Genomic DNA, 16,450 nt, shown 5'->3' with positions numbered 1-16,450 from the left:
ACGATCGCATAGAGATGAGAGCGGTTCATCCCGGCTAGATCAGTCTTTGACCGCCATCCACATGGATCGTCTCGCCGGTCGTGAAATCGCTCTCCATGAGGTAGATGTAGGCGCTGGCGACATCGGCGAGGGTGGCGATGCGGCCTGCGGGCAGGCGCCCGGCCATGTCCTTGAGATAGCCGGATTTGGCGCTTCCGACGAGTACATCCCACATTGGGGTATCCACCCAGCCGGGGGAGACGACGTTGACCCGCGAAGGCGCAAGTTCGAGGGCCAGGCCGTGGGCGAAGTAGCTGAATGAACCGGCAATCGCCGCCACGACCGCTCCGCCCGGTACGGGCGGCCGATCCTTGTTGATCCCCGAGGTAATCGTCATCGACCCGCCACGCTTGAGATATGGCGATGCATGCTTGGCGAGGGCGATGGTGCCGATCAGCTTGTTGTCGACGAAGCGCCTGATGACGTCGAGGTCGAGGGCTTCGATCGGTGCGCCCGGCGGCGGCGTGCCGGCCGTGGTAACGAGGTGGTCGAACTCCCCAACCGTCTCGAAGAGGCGAGTGAGATCGGCCTCCCGCTCGAGATCGGCGGCAAAGCTTCGCAGGTGGGGAGGCCCGCCGAGCTCTTCTTCCGCAGCCTGCAGTTTTTCCTCGGAGCGCCCGGCGATGACGACATTGGCGCCGCGTTCGAGAGTGGCCGCGGCAACGCCGAGGCCGATGCCAGAACTACCGCCGAAAATAATAATGGTTTTTCCTGTGAGCGAGGTCATGGCTGCTCTCGTTTGCTGATGAGGTTCGGAGCGTGGACGGCATCTAGCCGGCATAGGCCGCTTCAAGATCGGCGATGATGATCTTCTGCATTTTGTACATGGCCTGGAGCGTCCGCTCCGCTTTCTTGCGGTCGGGATCGCCGATAAGGCGGAGCGTGATCTCCGGGCAGACCTGCCAATTGACGCCGAATTTGTCCCGCAGCCAGCCGCAGGCCCGCTCCGAGCCACCGCGCGATGTCAACGCTTCCCAGTAATAGTCGGTCTCGGCCTGATCCCTGGTTTCGATGAAGAACGAGACGGCGTCGTTGAAGCCGTCGCCGGGGCCTGCGTTGAATGTCCTGAGCCTGAGGTCTTCGAGCGCGAAATCGTAGGTGGCGATTGGCACAGTGCGGTTCGTTCCTGAGACCCAGTCCGGCACCTCCGTGGAGCCGAGTTTCTTCGCGTTTCTGAAGACAGAGAGATAAAAATCGCGGGCTTCTTCAGCCTGGGTGTTGAACCAGAGGAAGGGGAAAATCGTTGCCATGGTCGGTTGCTCCGCAACATCGGATATAGGTGATAGGAAATCACAGATCGTCTCGTTGGCGCCGATGTCGTCTCGTAACGAGACGCGGCGCTCATCCAGAACATATGAAGCGCATGGCTGGACGACAAACCAGATTTCGGCAATGATCTGTGATCAAAACTCACAAATGAGCCGAGCTATGCCGAGACGATTGCCGCCGCTGAACGCCCTGCCGAGCTTTGAGGCGGCCGCGCGCCATCTGAGCTTTTCCCGGGCCGCCGACGAACTGAACGTGACGCATGGCGCGATCAGCAGGGCGATCAAGCACCTCGAGGAGCAACTCGACGTGCAACTGTTCGAAAGGGGAACGCGGTCGGTCCGTCTGACCGCCATTGGAGAGCCTTATGCGCAGTCGGTCCGCGAAGCGCTCGATCTGTTGGCGGCGGCGACGAAATCCGCATCGGCCCGCCATTTGGACAAGACGCTCAATGTCAGCACGTCAGACGGATTTGCCGGCCGGTGGCTGGTGCCGCGGCTCTATCGTTTCCATCAGGCCAACCGCGACATCGATGTGCGGATATCGACGACAGGCCGGCTGACGACCTTCCTCGCCGACGGCATCGACATCGCAATCCGCTATGGCGGAGGCGAATATCCTGGGCTCACATCGGAATTTCTGACCGGCGAAGAGGTCTTTCCCGTCTGCAGCCCAAGGCTTCTGGAGGGCGCACACCCCCTGCGAGCACCTGGCGATCTGAAGCATCACACCCTCATTCACGATGGTTTCCCCATCGACTGGGCGACCTGGCTGCGCAGTGCCGATGTCAGGGATGTCGATCCGAAGAGCGGCCTGACCTTCGACTCTGCCACCTTCGCCGTCGAATCCGCCGTGCAGGGGGAAGGCGTGGTCCTGGGGCGCACGATGCTAGTCTCTGCCGACCTTGCCGCGGGTCGGCTGGTCAGACCCTTCAGGCAGGCACTGACATCCGCGTCGCAGTATTTCGTGGTCTATCCGCCGCGCGCAATTCACCAGCGCAAGGTGAAGGCATTTCGTGATTGGCTGCTTGCCGAAATCAGTCATTCTTGAGATGCCGGGTGCAACAGGGCCTTGGCTGTCGCACTTTGAATTGTTGCTCGATGCCTTGGAAGCCATAGCCGCATCCCGATTTGACGGATGCGTCGAATGCAACATGACGACGGCGATCTATATGGCACGGCTACGTTCCTCAGATGCGGCCACTAGTCGACCTGGATATGAATATGGTCGTCGTGGCGGGCGGCGCGGCAGCCTTGAAAGCGGATATGGCCATCGGTGATCCCAAGCGCGTTCTTCAGATGCGGCTCGATGAAGATCTTCTGCAGGCCGAAGCGCGTCACACCTTCGCTCGTCAACCAGCCGATCGCGGCCGACGTACGCTGCTCCTCGATCCGATAGGCCGGAAACAGAGACTGCAGCGCATCGAAGTTCCAGCGGGTGGTGAGCCAGTCGTTGCGCCCTTCGCATGGTAGTTCGTCGCCGGGGACGGGTTGCTCGAAGGCGAAATAGCCGATTGGGGAGCGGGTGGCGCCATTCAGGAAGGCACCGTCCACATCCTTGTAATAATAGGCGAAGTCGAGCTTTTTCCCGTCGGCATGCGACAGGTGCGGCAGCAGCGGAAAGCCGTTCACAAAGGGGAAATTCGCATCCAGCGCGACGGTAATGGTTCCGGGAAATTCCTTGTCCATGTGGGCGGCAAGCGCCTTTGCCAGATCGCGTACCTCGGGTGTGACGTAGTTGCGGTTCAGCAGGCAATAGATCGGGGAGCGGACCACCAGCCTGTCCGCGGCGTTGGCGACGCAGGAGATGGGAACTCGCCCGAAGATCGGCGCGGCGAGGCTCGCGACAAAGGTGGCGCCGGCATAGCAAAGCAGGAAGATCGCAAGCTTTGCCAGAAACCGCCGTAAGCCCGAGGCGCGTGAGGCGGCCAGCGCCGCGAGATAGGCGATGCCGCCGATCTGGGTCAGCAGCGTCAGGATGAGAACGATCAGGGCGTGAAGGGCAAAACGGAACACGGGAAGGCCTTCGGAACGTTGCCATCCCATAGGCGAGGCGATGCTGCTGCGCAAGGCGGATGGCGGGGAAGTGCGCAGCTCATTTATGCCCTTCCTTTGAGTGCTCAGAATTGACAGGAGGAATTAGCTGACTAAAGTCAGATAATATGACTTACGATCCTGTCGCTCGTGTCCGTCGCTTCAACCGTGCCGTCACCTCCGAAGTCGGCGCTCTCGGTACGTCTTTCCTCGGACGCGGCCGTCCGCTGGGTGCTGCCCGCGTCCTCAATTCAATCGGCCGGGGGCAATCGGATGTTGCGGTAATCCGCGATTATCTCGGTCTCGACTCCGGCTTGATGAGCCGTCTGCTGCGCAGTCTGGAAGAGGAGGGTCTGATCGAGACGCTACCGAACCCTCAGGACGCGCGTCGCCGCGTTGCCCGATTGACCGAAACCGGCCGTTCCGAGTTTCAGGCTTATGAAGCGCTTTCCAATGCGCAGGCGAAAACATTTCTGGCGCGCCATCGGCGCCCGGACGAACTGCTGCGCGCCATGGATATCGTTGCTTCCTCGCTGAGACGCGAGCAGATCTTGCTCGAGGAGAAAGATCCTCGGCACGAGGACGCCAGCTATTGTCTGAACGAATATTACGGCGAACTCGCACGCCGCTTCGAGAAGGGTTTCGATGTATCGCTTTCTCGCGATCCCGACGCCAAGGATATGATCCGTCCGCACGGTGCATTCCTGGTGGCCATGTCGGATGGCCTGCCGATCGGCTGTGTCGGGCTGAAGGGCAATGGCGGCGAGGTCGCGGAGATCAAAAGGCTCTGGGTCGCCCCGTCTGCGCGTGGTCTTGGGCTCGCAACGCGCCTTATGACGGCCGCCGAGAACATCGCCCGCGAGCTATCCATCAAGCTCCTGCGTCTGGATACGAATAGCGCGCTGCCCGAGGCAACGCAGCTTTATCGTGGAACCGGCTGGAGTGAGATCGACCGTTTCAATGACGATCCATACCCGGACACGTTCTTTGAGAAACGCCTTTAAGTGACGCTCGCTTTGCGCTGCCCGAATTAGGGGAGGCGCCGCTGCCCGGCCCTTCGCATGGCTCAGGGCGTTCGGCCCTGCGATCGATTCACTGGATAGATCGCTCCTGCTTCGCAGGGCCGGGCCTCACTCCCTGCCGGTCAGGCGGCGAAGCGCTCCGCTATCGGGCGGCGGCGCAGGTTCGGCTGCGTTACCGCAGGCGGGTTATAGGCCGCCTCCAACGGGCCGGTGTCGGTGCCGGGCGGGACGACCGCGTCGATCCGGTCGAGGATTTCGTCCGTCAAACTCACCCCGGCGCCGGCAAGCAGATCGTCGAAGTGCTCCATCGTGCGCGGGCCGATGATGGCCGAGGTGACGGCGGGATGGGCGATGGTGAAGGCCATCGCCATGTGGGCCAGTGCAAGCCCTGCCTGTTGGGCGAGCGGGATGAGCCGTTCGACCGCGTCCAGCCGGCGCTCGTCGTTCATCTGCCTGGGGAAGCGTTTGGCGCGGGCGCTGTCGGGCTGCGGCGCGCCCTTGCGGTATTTGCCGGTGAGCATGCCCATCGCGAGCGGGCTCCACACCATCGCTCCCATTCCATAGCGCTTGCAGGCGGGCAGCACTTCGCGTTCGATGCTACGATTGAGGATCGAATAGGGTGGCTGCTCGGCGCGGAAACGTGCCAGCCCGCGGCGCTCGGAAACCCATTGCGCCTCGACGATTTCCGAGACGGGGAAGGTCGACGATCCCACGGCACGCACCTTGCCCGCCTGTATCAGGTCGGTGAGGGCCGATAGCGTCTCCTCGATGTCGGCATCGGGTGCCGGCCGGTGGATCAGGTAGAGATCGATATGGTCGGTCTGCAGGCGACGGAGCGAATCCTCGACTGCGCGGATCAGCCAGCGGCGCGAATTGCCCTGTCGGTTTGGGTCGTCGCCCATCGGCAGATGTGCCTTGGTGGCGAGCACGACGTCGTCGCGCCGGCCCTTGAGCGCCTTGCCGACGATCTCCTCGGATTCGCCGCGGCTGTAGATATCGGCGGTGTCGATGAAGTTTATACCGGCATCGAGAGCCTTGTGGATGATCCGGATCGAATCCTCGTGGTCAGGATTGCCGGCGGCGCCGAACATCATCGCGCCGAGGCAATAGGGGCTGACCTTGATGCCGGTTCTTCCAAGCGTGCGGTATTGCATGGTCTGTTCCTTTTATTGGGGAGGCGGACTTCGTGCGCATCGATGTGGCCAACACCGTCGCGCTGTGTTAATTTGCATAAACGGAACCGTATTCCGTTTATATACGGAACAATGTTCCGTTTTGCAAGCGGGTGAATGATGGGCGACGAGAGCAAAGAGCAGGAAGACGGGCTGAAGCCCGGGGAAAGGGCGGACAGGCGCGTGCGCGCCGACGCTAAGCGCAATCTCGACGGACTACTTCAGGCGGCATTGACGGTGTTTGCGACCTCCGGCGTCGATGCCCCGGTGCGTGAGATCGCGGAGAAGGCCGGTGTCGGCATCGGCACCGTTTACCGGCATTTTCCCGAGCGTTCCGACCTCGTCGTCGCCGTCTTCCGCCGCGAAATCGACGCCTGCGCCGACGCTGCGCCGATCCTTGCCGCCGAACATGCGCCGGGCGAGGCGCTGGCCAGATGGATGCAGCGTTTCGTCGATTTCATCGCGGCAAAGCGCGGGCTTGCGGCGGCCCTGCACTCCGGCAACCCAGCCTTCGATGCCTTGCCCGCCTACTTCCAGCAGCGGCTGCAGCCGGCCCTTCGCTCGCTTCTCGACGCCGCCGCTGCCGCCGGCGAGGTCCGCACCGATATTTCCGCCGAGGATCTTTTGAATGCGGCCGCAAGCCTCAGCATGCACGCCTACGCCCAAGGGTCCGAACATGCCCGGCGTATGGTTTCCCTGCTGGTCGACGGGCTGCGCTACGGCGCTGTACAGCGGTGAAGCTCCGACAATGAAACAGGCCGTTGCCCGGCCGGCACGCGCGCTCGGCCGGGCAACGGCCTGGCGTCATCAGGTCCGCATCGACAGCTCGATATCCTCTTCGAATGGCGTCGAGAGGTAACCGGCTGCGGGCGAGCGTACGCGGGCGAGATATTCCGGGCAGAGGTCGGCATTGTCGGCGACGATGAGGGTGCCTAGCCTCAGGCGGTCTTCCACCAGTTCCAGGATATCGCGATAGAGCGCCTTGGCGCCATCGAGGAACAGCAGGTCGATCGTTTCCGGGAGATCCTTACTCAGGGTCTCAAGGGCATCGCCTTCGCGGATCTCGACGAGATCGATGAGGCCGCCGGCCGTCAGGTTGGCGCGGGCGCGAGCCAGCTTCGACGGCTCGAACTCGCTGGTGATCAGCCGGCCACCGCCATTGTCGCGCAGCGCGGCCGCCAGATGGAGGGTCGAGATGCCGAAGGATGTACCGAATTCGACGATCGTTCGTGCGCGGCTGCTTCGCGCCAGCATGTAGAGCAGCACGCCGGCCTCTCTGGAGACGGGAAGCCAAAGATCCTTCAGGCGCCCGTAAAGGTCGAGATATTCGGTCTTGCTGCCGATCAGGCGCATTCGCTCATCACCTGATAAGCCTGACATTGCCGGGCTCGTCGCCGCAGCGGCTTCTTCGAATAGACCGTTGAGCAGGGGCGCCAGCGGGGCGGTGGTCAGTGTCGTCATGTAAAATCTCCTTGGTGACAGGTTCTTGTGTGGAGCGAAAAATACGACTAATTCGTCGCATCTGCTATTCGCATTGAGGAGCGCTGCCATGACCGATCGTCCAAGAGCCCGAATTTCCTCACGAAAACAGCCCAAGCAGGCCCGATCGAGCGAGCTCGTGGCGGCGATCCTGGATGCCGCTGCTCAGGTTTTGGCGCGGGAAGGCGCCCAGCGCTTCACTACGGCGCGGGTGGCCGAAAGAGCGGGCGTCAGCATCGGATCGCTCTACCAATATTTCCCCAACAAGGCGGCGATCCTCTTCCGGCTGCAGAGCGACGAATGGCGGCAGACGACGGACATGCTCGGCGGCATCCTTGCCGATGCGCAAAGGCCGCCGCTCGAACGGTTGCGCCGCCTCGTCCATGCCTTCCTCCGCTCGGAGTGCGAGGAGGCAGCGATGCGCGTGGCGCTCCATGATGCCGCGCCCCTTTATCGCGATGCACCGGAGGCGCAGGCGGCGAGGGCATCGGGAGACCGCATCGTCGAACTGTTCATGCAGGAAGTGCTGCCTTCTGCGCCGCAGGCGACCCGGACGCTCGCCGGCGACCTGATCACCACGACGCTCGGCACGGTGGGCAAGCAGTTCTCGGAGTCTCCGCGGAGCCTTGCCGAGATCGACGCCTATTCCGACGCTATGGCCGACATGCTTTGCGCCTACCGCGAACGGCTTGGGTGTGGCCGGGGCGGGGCATGACATCTCCCGCCGGAATGCCCGCCTCGCCCTTCGAGCCTTCAGGATGAGGCTCTCTCAGGCGCGGATGCTCCTCGGCGGTGACGTAACGGGGCGGCAAGGGAAAGCGCGGCATCCTCAACATCGGTCGTTGGAGGACGCCTCGGCGTCGATGGATGGATGCCGGATTCTAGCGGTCGTCCAACTGGTTCGACAGCTCGGAAAACAGTCTGTCGCGGCCGGTGTTCATCTGAACGAGATCGACGGCGACGGTGATGGCGCGGTGTCCTTGGATGCTGTCGATGTCGAGCTTCTTCTCGCAACACCATTGCCGAACGGCATCGGTGACGATGGTTATATCGTCGTCGTCGAGTGAAATGAGCGACAGGAGCATCTTCGTACACCCGAGAAGCATCAAAAGCACGTATGATCTCAAGCGGTTTGCCGCTGATCCGTTGCGTGGGCTGTGGGACCTTACGCTCATTCCGCGACAACACCAGTGCTATTTTGACACACTTCAGTGACGGCCCGGCGCGGCTATTTGGGCCTACTGGTCGGCATCGAGCCAACATAATGTCAAGGGCACTCGGGTAGATTTCGTGACCGGTCGGCCGGCGGATTGGCACTTGTGGTGGCGATGCTGGCGGCAACCAGACTGCCCGTGCTTCCGACCGTCATCATCGCCATTGCCGCCGCGGGCATCCTGCGGCATGTGCTGGCGTGAAGGGATCCCGGGCTCGTTTATTTCGCCAGCACGATATGCGTGGTGTGTTCGGTTGCGACATGCTCGGCGACGCGGAAGCCGAGGGCCGGGAGGTCGATGCCTGCAAACATCGCCTCGCCCTTGCCGAGCACGACCGGCGAGACGGCGAAATGCAGTTCGTCGATCAGGTCGGCCTGCAGATACTGACGGACGGTGCTGACGCCGCCGCCAATTTTCACATCCTTGCCGCCAGCCGCAGCCTTCGCCTTGTCAAGCGCTTCCTCGACGCCGCCGGTGACGAAATGAAACGTCGTGCCGCCCTCCATGATGATGGGTTCGCGGGGATAATGCGTCAGGATATAGGTCGGCGCGTGATAGGGCGGGTTCGGTCCCCACCAGCCCTTCCAGGTATCATCTGGCCAATCGCCGCGGATAGGGCCGAACATGTTGCGTCCGAGAATGAAGGCGCCGAAATTCGCCATGCCGCGGGCCGCATAACCCTCGTCGACGCCTTCAGAACCGCCGTCCTTTCCGATCATTGCGCGGAAGGTGCGGGTACGGAAAAACCATTCGAACATCTCCGTTCCCCGCTTGCCCAGTGGATCGTTCATGCTTTGCTCCGGCCCGGCGCCGAAACCATCCACGGAAAGGGAAAATGCTGCGACACGCACCTTGGACATGCTGCTCTCCTCCACCTGATTGCATACCGAAACTAGTTGCGTTGTCGCATAAGTGATCCTATATTGCAACCAGTTTTAAGGAGAGAATTCGTGGATATTGAACTGCGGTCGGGCTGCCCGATCAACCTGACGATGGAAGTGCTGGGCGACCGGTGGAGCCTCATCATCATCAGGGACATCATGTTCGGCAACCGCCGCCATTTCCGCGACCTTCTGACCCATTCGGAGGAGGGGATTGCCTCCAACATTCTGGCTGCCAGGCTGAAGCGTCTGCTCTCGCTGGGGTTCATCAGCAAGCGAGACGACCCGAGCCACAGCCAGAAAGCGATCTACAGCCTCGCGGAGCCAGCGATCCAGCTCGTGCCGGTCTTTGCCATGATCGGTGCCTGGGGACGGCGGCATCTGCCTGTGAGCGAGGAGTTGAGCATCCGTGCGCAGCTTCTCGAAGAAGGCGGGCCGCCGCTGTGGGACGAGTTCATGGAGGATCTCCGGCAGATCCACATCGTCGACCCGATCGGCGGGGCCAACGGTACATGCACCTCACCCGTACTGGCCAAGCTGACGGCGGCGTTCCTCGAGGTCCGCGCGAGATCGTTGTCGCAGGCATCCTGATATCGAGGAAGGTCGGTCCCCCGATCAGCCGCCGGCACCCTGGTACTTGCCGGTGGCATACCGCCAGTAGGCGATTGATATCAACACCCAGATCGGGCCGGCTGCAAGAGCCACAGGCCCGGCCCAGTCCCCGAGGATCGGGATGGGCTTGCCGAGCAGGGCGCCGACGGGGACCGAGCTGGTGAGGGCGAGCGGGACCGCGGTGATCAGGATGGTCTGGATGCCGCCGGGGAAAATGTTGAGCGGGTAGCGCGTCAATTCCCAAAAGCCGAAGAAGATCGAGAACAGGTGGTTGGAGCGCACCCAGATCAGCGCCGTGGCGCCGATCACGGTGATGAGGGCCGCGGTCAGCAGCGTCGCGCTGAGGAGCGCGGCAACGAAGAACGAGGCGGACCAGACCGACCAGGCGAAGTCGACGGACAGAACGGCCCAGCCCATCAGCGCCACCGCGAGGATGACGTGGCCGGCATAGCCTATGTTGAGGCCGGAAAAGACCAGATAGGCCCAGGGGCTGAAAGGCTTGACCAACAACGTGTCGAAAGTGCCGAGCCGCACCAGTTCTTCGAGGTCGCGCAATTGCACGAAGCTCATCGCGGCGCCGAGCGAATAAGCCAGCAGCTGGAAGCTGAACAGCAGCGCCAGCTCCGGCCAGGTCCAGCCGCCGAGCGTGTCGAAGCGGGCAAGCAGGATGCCAATGGTGGCAAAGACGCTGCCATAGGAAAGGATCTGCGCAAGACGGTCGAGCCAGAAGGCGCCGCGATATTCCATCTGGGAGCGGACATGCATCCGGACCAGCAGCGGAAGGACGCGCAGGTGATGAATAAGCAAGATCAACCTCCCTGGACGGTGATGCGGCCGGAGGCCTGGCGCCACAGCCAGAGAACGCCGGCAAGGAACAACGCGGCCCAGGCGAGGCCCAGGCCGAGATGGAGCCAGACATCGGCGGTGGAAAGCCTGCCGAGATAGACGGCATTGGGATAATAGACCACCCAGGCGAAGGGCAGGTGGCGGGCAATCGTGGCCAGCGGTTCGGGGAAGAACCAGAACGGTATCAGCAGGCCCGAGAACAATTGCAGCAGGGCGCCCAGGATCCAGTCCAGCGAGAAGCTCGTCATCAGCCAGAAGGCGACGAGGCCGAAGAGCGCCGACATCAGGAACAGCAGGGTAAAGGACAGCGCCCAGAAGGCGATGAACATCAGGCCATCGAACAGGCTTGCCGGCGGCAGCATGCCGTAAAACAATGCGGTGAAGGCGATGGTCGGGATGACCTGGGTCATCAGGCGATAGCCGAAGCTGCCGCATTCGTTGGCGAAGAGATAGAGCGGATAGGACAAGGGCTTGAGCAGCCAAACCGCGATATCGCCTGTCTTGAGCGACCGGCCGATTTCGCCGATGATCCTTTCAGGGCGGGTTGCGCCCATCACAGCGCCGCCGAGCAGGGCATAGGTCACCATCTGCTGCAGGGAGACGCCGTCGACCACGATGCCGCCGATGCCGGCATAGGCCGCCTGCCAGATGGCGACACGCGCGAAGACCTGCACGAGTTTGCCGAAGATATTGGCCCATACTTCGTTGCGGTAGGCGAGCTGCGAATGGAAGGAACTGCGCGCGAAGGCGAAATAGGCGCTCATGATGCCAGAGCCTTGGCATTGCGCCGCTGGTAGAAGGTACGGATGACCTCTTCGATGTCGGGCTCGTGCAGCGCCACATCCTTGAGGCCGCGCCCGTTGCCCACCTCCGACAGGATTGCGACCAGCGAGATGTCTTCACGCTCGATGAGATAGTTCTTGCGCAAGCCCTCGTCGCTGACGAGTGCAGCGGTACGCAACGGCAGCGGTCCAGGGTCGCTGGCAAATTCGAGTGTCAGTCGCCGAGCCGAGCCCAATGCCGCGCGCAGGCTTTTCAACTCACCGTCGAAGATGAGCCTGCTATGATCGACCATGATCAGCCGCGGGCAGATGGTCTCGATGTCTTGCAGATCATGGGTGGTGAGAATGATGGTGACGCCGCGCTCACGGTTGATCTCGGCGAGAAAACGCCGCACGGCATCCTTGGCGACCACATCAAGACCGATGGTCGGTTCGTCCAGAAAGAGGATCTTGGGATCGTGCAGCAGCGACATCACGATCTCGGCGCGCATGCGCTGGCCGAGGCTGAGTTGGCGCACTGCGCGGTCGAGAAAGGGCGTCAAGTCGAGCAACTCGCTGAAGCGTCGGAGATTATCCGCATAGCGGGCGGCGGGGATGTCGTAGATACGCTGGTGCAAGGTAAAACTGTCGACCAGCGGCAGGTCCCACCACAGCTGGCTGCGTTGGCCAAAAACGACGCCGATCTCGCGGGCATTGTCCATCCGCTTCAGATGTGGCGTCCGGCCGAGCACCGAGAGCGTGCCGTCGCTCGGCACCAGGATGCCGGTCATCATCTTGATCATCGTCGATTTGCCGGCGCCATTCGGGCCGAGATAGCCAACGGCTTCGCCTGCCGCGATGTCGAAACCGATGTCGGAAACGGCCAGGACTTCCGTATATTCGTTGGTCACCAACGTCTTCAGCGCGCCCATCAGGCCCGGAAATCTCTTGTGCTGCCGGAAGCGTTTGCTGACGCCCCGCGCCTCGATCAAAGCCGACATGTGTATTTCCTCAAGGGGTAATTCCAGCCGATTCGGCAGCAGCACCCAAGCTAACGCGGGGCTCGGTCAGTTCAAGCTAAAGTCGCTTTTGGGGCGCTACTCAATCGCGCCTAGCCTAGCCTTTTGCGTTGACAGCCATGATCAATCGATTCCTGTTAGGGTCATGAAGATTCTCGCAATATCCGGCAGCGCCCGGCGCAATTCCACCAATACCGCCATGCTGCAGGCTGTTCGCGCCGTTGCGCCAAATGAGATCGAGATTTCGATCTTCGACGGTGTGGGGCGGTTGCCGGTATTCTCGCCCGATCTCGAGGGAGAGCATCTGCCGGAGGCGGTGCGGGATCTCATCGATGTGATCGCTCAGAGTGACGGGGTGATCATTGCCAGCCCGGAATATGTCCGATCCATCCCGGGCGGCCTCAAGAACGCGATCGATTGGCTCGTGTCAGGAGAGCAGATCGTCCATAAGCCGATCGCCCTGCTGCACGCATCACATCGCGGCGACGACATGCTGGCGGGTCTTCGCACCGTTCTTGCGACCATTACCGACCGGTTCGCGGGCGATATTTTCCTCAGGCTTCCTTTGATGAAGCTGGAGCCGGCCGAGGTGTTCAACACCATTGAGGCAGCGGAGAACCGTTTCAAGGTGCAGGCCTATCTTCAGTCATTCTCGGCCTATTGCATGGCAGACAGTAAGACCGCCTGAGGGTTCGCTCGCTGCATCATCGGACGTCCATCAGCAGGCCGTTCTCGAATGCCGTCTTTTCGTGAAGCGTGTGCAGAATGACGAGTGGGGCTGCGAGCAGCGCGGCAAGGATGAAGGCGGAGAGAAAGTGTCTCGTCAGGAGACGGAGGATAGGTCGGATCATCTTGATCTCCAGCTGCTGCGGAAAGTCTTTGTGCTGGACCTCAACAATTGCAGCAGCATGACCGGCTGCCTTGCAAGCTCCGCAATGCTGCCGCAACCCTTGTGGCAGACAGAAGGGGTGAGCGAGACAATGGACGGGCGATGCGGATACTGCTGATAGAGGATGAGAGGGAGCTGGCCGAGGCGCTGTCGGCCGCACTCGGCAAACATGGGATCGTCACCGACCACACGATGCATCTGGCAGACGCCGTCGAGCTGACGCGGCAGAACCTCTACGATGCGATCCTGCTCGACCGGCGCCTGCCCGACGGCGAGGGGCTGAGCTTCATTCCGGAGCTCAGGCGGACGGGGAAAGATACGCCGATCATCGTGCTGACGGCGCTGAACGAACCGAAGGAGCGGATCGAAGGCCTCGACCTCGGGGCCGACGACTATCTCGGTAAGCCGTTCCTGGTGGAGGAGCTGATGGCGCGGCTCAGGGCCGTGCTGCGGCGATCGCCTGAACTGGCGGAACTCAAGATCACGGCCGGACGAATGGTGATCGACCCGCTGCATCTGAGCGTCACCGTCGATGCCGTGCCGCTGGACCTGCCCCGACGCGAACTTTTGGTGCTGGCCGCACTGGCTAGGCGCAACGAGAAGACCGTGCTGCGTTCGACGCTGGAGGCGGCGGTTTATAATTACGAGGAGGAAATCCAGTCGAATGCGCTCGACGCGCATATATCGCGGTTGCGCAAGCGGCTGATCGATGCCGGCGCCGGCGTAGCGATCCATAATATCCGCGGCGTCGGCTATCTCATGAAGGAAGAATGATGCGCGAGGCGACCAAGTCGAACCTTTCACTCTGGTGGACGCTCAGCTGGCAGCTCAGTATCGTTTTCGTGGCTGTTGTTGCGACTGTCATCATCGGGCTTTGCATTTACGCCACCAGCATCCTCTCACCCAATGAAGGAATGCAGGTTCAGCTGACTGCAGCCCTCGAGGAAGCTCTTACGCGTGACTCGCGGGGCAGGATCGTCATAGCTGATAGCCCGCGTCTCAGGTCGTTCAAGGCTGAGAACAACAGGCTCTGGTTTTTCGTCGCAACACCCAGTGGAGAAACGGCCTCCTATGGCGTAATACCGGCGCCCTATGCGGACCTAGCCCGGTACGTTTACCTCATCAAAGACGCCGACATACGAGGGGCGTCTGGTACGACCGAGGTCGCCTCCATCGACCGTGTCGACACGGCAGAAGGCGAGTACAGAGTGATGTACGGCGGAAACGCCAGCAGAAGCTCCGCATTTCTGGCAATACTCGGCAAAACCTACCTCATTTACACACCACTTTTGGCCATCGCTTTGCCCGGGGTTTTTCTAACGATCCCCCGCGTCGTAGCGCGCGCTTTGGCCGGCGTGAAGGATATAGCGAGCAAGGCATCGGAAATCGAACCCCGCCGGCAAGGAGCCCGATTGCCGGTGGATGGTATTCCCACGGAAATCGCACCATTGGTGATTGCTTTTAACGGAACGCTTGAGCGGCTTGAGAACGAGTTTAAGAAACGTCAGCGCTTCCTGCTCGACGCGGCGCATGAGCTCCGGACCCCGATCGCCATCATGCAGACGCGGATCGACGGCATGCCAGACGGGCGCGAGCGGCAGCGGCTGCTCGATGACGTGGCGCGGCTTGGGCAGGCGGCCGAGCAACTGCTCGATTTCGAGCGCAACGATCAGGCGGCTGACCTCGACGAACCGGTCGATCTCGTCGAGATCGCCCGAATGACGGTTGCCGATCTCGCGCCGCTGGCGATTGTCGCCGGCTACCAAATTTCGTTTCAAAGCGAGGTCGAGAGGCTCGAACGCAAAGGCAGCCCGTCGGCGCTACCGAGGGCGGTGAGCAACCTCGTACGCAATGCCATCGACCACGGAGGCAACAGCGGTATGATCGCGGTTTCTGTGTCGGGTTCACCTTCCGGCGGCGAGCGGATCACGGTCACCGACGAAGGGCCGGGCATTCCGGCTGAACACCGGGAGTTGGTTTTCGAGCCCTTCTATCGCGTCACCCCGAAGAGCAAGGGCGCCGGTCTCGGCCTCAGCCTCGTCAAGCAGATCGTCGCAAATCATGGCGGCGAGGTTAGCATCGAGAGCAGTGCTGCAGGGACGCGGGTGACGATCGAACTCGTATAAAGGTCGGGCCTGCTTGAGCAGTATCCGCCCCCCGAGCCTTTCCTGGTTCTGATCAGGAAAGGCTCTGGATCTGTAATGTTGCGGCAATTGTCGACCGCCACTTTCGCCTGAGTTCATCGGCGACGGAGGCCAGACAGCGTGCGCAGCAATCCATTCCCATTTTCCTTCCCCGTGGCGTCGAGAGGCTTGTCCCTCGCTCTGCCGGTGGCGCTCGCCATGGCCGCGGCCGGGTGCAGCTCGGTGCCGCTAAAGGAGGCCGGCACGCTTTCTTCTTATGGCAAACTCGGCGCGCCGAAGGGCAAGCTGTCGAAATCGCGCGTCTATGTCGATGGCATGCGCCTCAGCCCGGCAAAGACGGTCAGCATCGTGCCGACGACCTTCGCCTTCAACGCCGCGACCCGCGTCAAATCGGACGCCGACCGCCTGATGGTGGCAAACGCTCTGGACCGGGCGCTCTGCATTTCGCTCAGCGACAAATACCAGCTGGTCTCTGCCGGCCAGCCGGCGGATCTGACTATCCGCTCGGTCGTCACCGACATTGTGCCGACCAACAAGGCGATGGCGGGTGTTTCGACCGTCGTGACCGTCGGCACCGGTTTCGTACTGCCCGTCAGCGTGCCGCGGATGCCGGCCGGCCTTGGCGGACTGGCGGTCGAGGCGGAGGCCGTCGACAGCGGTGGCGTGCAGCGGGCGGCGATCGTCTGGTCGCGGGGGGCAAATTCGCTGCAGAACACCCCTCGCGTTTCCGAAGTCGGCGATGCCTATAGCCTGGCTTCGAAATTCAGCAGCGAGTTTTCCCGCATGCTGATCAAAGGCAAGGAGCCGAAGGGCTTGGATATCTCGCTGCCCACGGGGCAGCGGATGAAATCCTGGCTCGGCGGCAAACCGAAATATGCCGCCTGCGACGCCTTCGGCCGGCCGCCCGGATTGATGGGGGCTGTGGCCGCCAAATACGGCGCGCCGCCGCAGTGGACCGAGAAGAAGCCAAAACCAGCGGCGACCTATTGAGAGACAATACGCAGCGACGCCGCGAGCTGCTGCGCGACCAGCACTCAGCCCCACCCCAGGCTGACGGGACGGACGGAGCAAGG

20 protein-coding genes are annotated in these 16,450 nt (G+C 62.0%); 9 read left to right on the top strand and 11 right to left on the bottom strand.

Translation table 11 applies throughout. The features are described from left to right. Positions 1–34 precede the first annotated feature (34 nt). Positions 35–766, bottom strand: a complete 732-nt coding sequence (locus AC244Q_RS12460; RefSeq protein WP_012757989.1) for an SDR family oxidoreductase — start codon at positions 764–766, stop codon at positions 35–37. A 43-nt stretch (positions 767–809) separates the two neighbouring features. Next, positions 810–1,289 (bottom strand): VOC family protein, encoded by a 480-nt coding sequence (locus AC244Q_RS12455; RefSeq protein ID WP_012757988.1) that lies wholly within the window; start codon positions 1,287–1,289, stop codon positions 810–812. A gap of 178 nt (positions 1,290–1,467) precedes the next feature. Between AC244Q_RS12455 and AC244Q_RS12450 the strand changes: the two genes are divergently transcribed. Next, positions 1,468–2,355, top strand: coding sequence for a transcriptional regulator GcvA (locus AC244Q_RS12450; protein WP_128406300.1), 888 nt, complete (start codon positions 1,468–1,470; stop codon positions 2,353–2,355). A gap of 152 nt (positions 2,356–2,507) precedes the next feature. Here the strand turns inward: AC244Q_RS12450 and AC244Q_RS12445 are convergent, their stop codons facing one another. Next, positions 2,508–3,320, bottom strand: a complete 813-nt coding sequence (locus AC244Q_RS12445) for a hypothetical protein (protein ID WP_026157403.1) — start codon at positions 3,318–3,320, stop codon at positions 2,508–2,510. Positions 3,321–3,466: 146 nt separating this feature from the next. Between AC244Q_RS12445 and AC244Q_RS12440 the strand changes: the two genes are divergently transcribed. Then, the gene (locus AC244Q_RS12440; protein ID WP_128406301.1) at positions 3,467–4,342 is read left to right on the top strand and encodes a bifunctional helix-turn-helix transcriptional regulator/GNAT family N-acetyltransferase; all 876 of its coding nucleotides are present in this window, start codon (positions 3,467–3,469) and stop codon (positions 4,340–4,342) included. Between the two features lie 140 nt (positions 4,343–4,482). Here AC244Q_RS12440 and AC244Q_RS12435 read toward each other — a convergent pair whose 3' ends face one another. Next, positions 4,483–5,514: an aldo/keto reductase gene (locus AC244Q_RS12435; RefSeq protein WP_128406302.1), complete on the bottom strand. Its 1,032-nt coding sequence runs from the start codon at positions 5,512–5,514 to the stop codon at positions 4,483–4,485. 135 nt (positions 5,515–5,649) lie between these two features. Between AC244Q_RS12435 and AC244Q_RS12430 the strand changes: the two genes are divergently transcribed. Further along, positions 5,650–6,270 carry a TetR/AcrR family transcriptional regulator gene (locus AC244Q_RS12430; protein ID WP_128406303.1) on the top strand — a complete coding sequence of 207 codons (621 nt, stop codon included), beginning with the start codon at positions 5,650–5,652 and terminating at the stop codon, positions 6,268–6,270. Between the two features lie 69 nt (positions 6,271–6,339). Here the strand turns inward: AC244Q_RS12430 and AC244Q_RS12425 are convergent, their stop codons facing one another. Beyond that, complete coding sequence (locus tag AC244Q_RS12425; RefSeq protein ID WP_128407168.1) at positions 6,340–6,993, bottom strand: O-methyltransferase; 654 nt, start codon at positions 6,991–6,993, stop codon at positions 6,340–6,342. Positions 6,994–7,081: 88 nt separating this feature from the next. Between AC244Q_RS12425 and AC244Q_RS12420 the strand changes: the two genes are divergently transcribed. Beyond that, positions 7,082–7,726: a TetR/AcrR family transcriptional regulator gene (locus AC244Q_RS12420; RefSeq protein ID WP_128407167.1), complete on the top strand. Its 645-nt coding sequence runs from the start codon at positions 7,082–7,084 to the stop codon at positions 7,724–7,726. 166 nt (positions 7,727–7,892) lie between these two features. Here the strand turns inward: AC244Q_RS12420 and AC244Q_RS12415 are convergent, their stop codons facing one another. Then, a complete protein-coding gene (locus tag AC244Q_RS12415) occupies positions 7,893–8,096 on the bottom strand; it encodes a hypothetical protein (RefSeq protein ID WP_128407166.1) in 204 nt (67 codons plus the stop codon). A 347-nt stretch (positions 8,097–8,443) separates the two neighbouring features. Further along, positions 8,444–9,085: a dihydrofolate reductase family protein gene (locus AC244Q_RS12410; protein WP_128407165.1), complete on the bottom strand. Its 642-nt coding sequence runs from the start codon at positions 9,083–9,085 to the stop codon at positions 8,444–8,446. Positions 9,086–9,175: 90 nt separating this feature from the next. Here AC244Q_RS12410 and AC244Q_RS12405 point away from each other — a divergent pair, with 90 nt between their 5' ends. Continuing rightward, a complete protein-coding gene (locus tag AC244Q_RS12405) occupies positions 9,176–9,697 on the top strand; it encodes a winged helix-turn-helix transcriptional regulator (protein ID WP_025395039.1) in 522 nt (173 codons plus the stop codon). Positions 9,698–9,721: 24 nt separating this feature from the next. Here AC244Q_RS12405 and AC244Q_RS12400 read toward each other — a convergent pair whose 3' ends face one another. Genes AC244Q_RS12400 through AC244Q_RS12390 form a run of 3 tightly spaced genes read right to left on the bottom strand, consistent with a single transcriptional unit; the run spans position 9,722 to position 12,326 of the window. Next, positions 9,722–10,525, bottom strand: a complete 804-nt coding sequence (locus AC244Q_RS12400) for an ABC transporter permease (protein WP_128407164.1) — start codon at positions 10,523–10,525, stop codon at positions 9,722–9,724. Positions 10,526–10,527: 2 nt separating this feature from the next. Continuing rightward, positions 10,528–11,328, bottom strand: a complete 801-nt coding sequence (locus AC244Q_RS12395; protein ID WP_128407163.1) for an ABC transporter permease — start codon at positions 11,326–11,328, stop codon at positions 10,528–10,530. Continuing rightward, positions 11,325–12,326, bottom strand: a complete 1,002-nt coding sequence (locus tag AC244Q_RS12390) for an ABC transporter ATP-binding protein (protein WP_017994468.1) — start codon at positions 12,324–12,326, stop codon at positions 11,325–11,327. Before AC244Q_RS12390 ends, AC244Q_RS12395 begins: the two co-directional genes overlap by 4 nt. Before the next feature lie 163 nt (positions 12,327–12,489). Between AC244Q_RS12390 and AC244Q_RS12385 the strand changes: the two genes are divergently transcribed. Continuing rightward, the gene (locus tag AC244Q_RS12385; protein ID WP_128407169.1) at positions 12,490–13,032 is read left to right on the top strand and encodes an NADPH-dependent FMN reductase; all 543 of its coding nucleotides are present in this window, start codon (positions 12,490–12,492) and stop codon (positions 13,030–13,032) included. 16 nt (positions 13,033–13,048) lie between these two features. On the opposite strand, the gene AC244Q_RS12380 is transcribed toward AC244Q_RS12385, so the two are convergent. After that, positions 13,049–13,195, bottom strand: coding sequence for a hypothetical protein (locus AC244Q_RS12380; RefSeq protein WP_012757973.1), 147 nt, complete (start codon positions 13,193–13,195; stop codon positions 13,049–13,051). Positions 13,196–13,335: 140 nt separating this feature from the next. On the opposite strand from AC244Q_RS12380, the gene AC244Q_RS12375 reads away from it, so the two are divergent. The 3 genes from AC244Q_RS12375 to AC244Q_RS12365 all read left to right on the top strand — a co-directional run bounded on the left by AC244Q_RS12375 (position 13,336) and on the right by AC244Q_RS12365 (position 16,367). Beyond that, positions 13,336–14,007, top strand: a complete 672-nt coding sequence (locus AC244Q_RS12375) for a response regulator transcription factor (protein ID WP_017994465.1) — start codon at positions 13,336–13,338, stop codon at positions 14,005–14,007. Continuing rightward, positions 14,007–15,359 (top strand): sensor histidine kinase, encoded by a 1,353-nt coding sequence (locus AC244Q_RS12370; RefSeq protein ID WP_017994464.1) that lies wholly within the window; start codon positions 14,007–14,009, stop codon positions 15,357–15,359. Before AC244Q_RS12375 ends, AC244Q_RS12370 begins: the two co-directional genes overlap by 1 nt. Positions 15,360–15,545: 186 nt before the next feature. After that, positions 15,546–16,367 (top strand): DUF3313 domain-containing protein, encoded by an 822-nt coding sequence (locus tag AC244Q_RS12365; RefSeq protein WP_245460567.1) that lies wholly within the window; start codon positions 15,546–15,548, stop codon positions 16,365–16,367. Positions 16,368–16,450: the final 83 nt, after the last annotated feature.

Source organism: Rhizobium sp. CB2179 (assembly GCF_057653455.1).
Note: the sequence above shows the minus strand (reverse complement) of the source record. Positions and strands in the feature narration are given on the sequence as shown.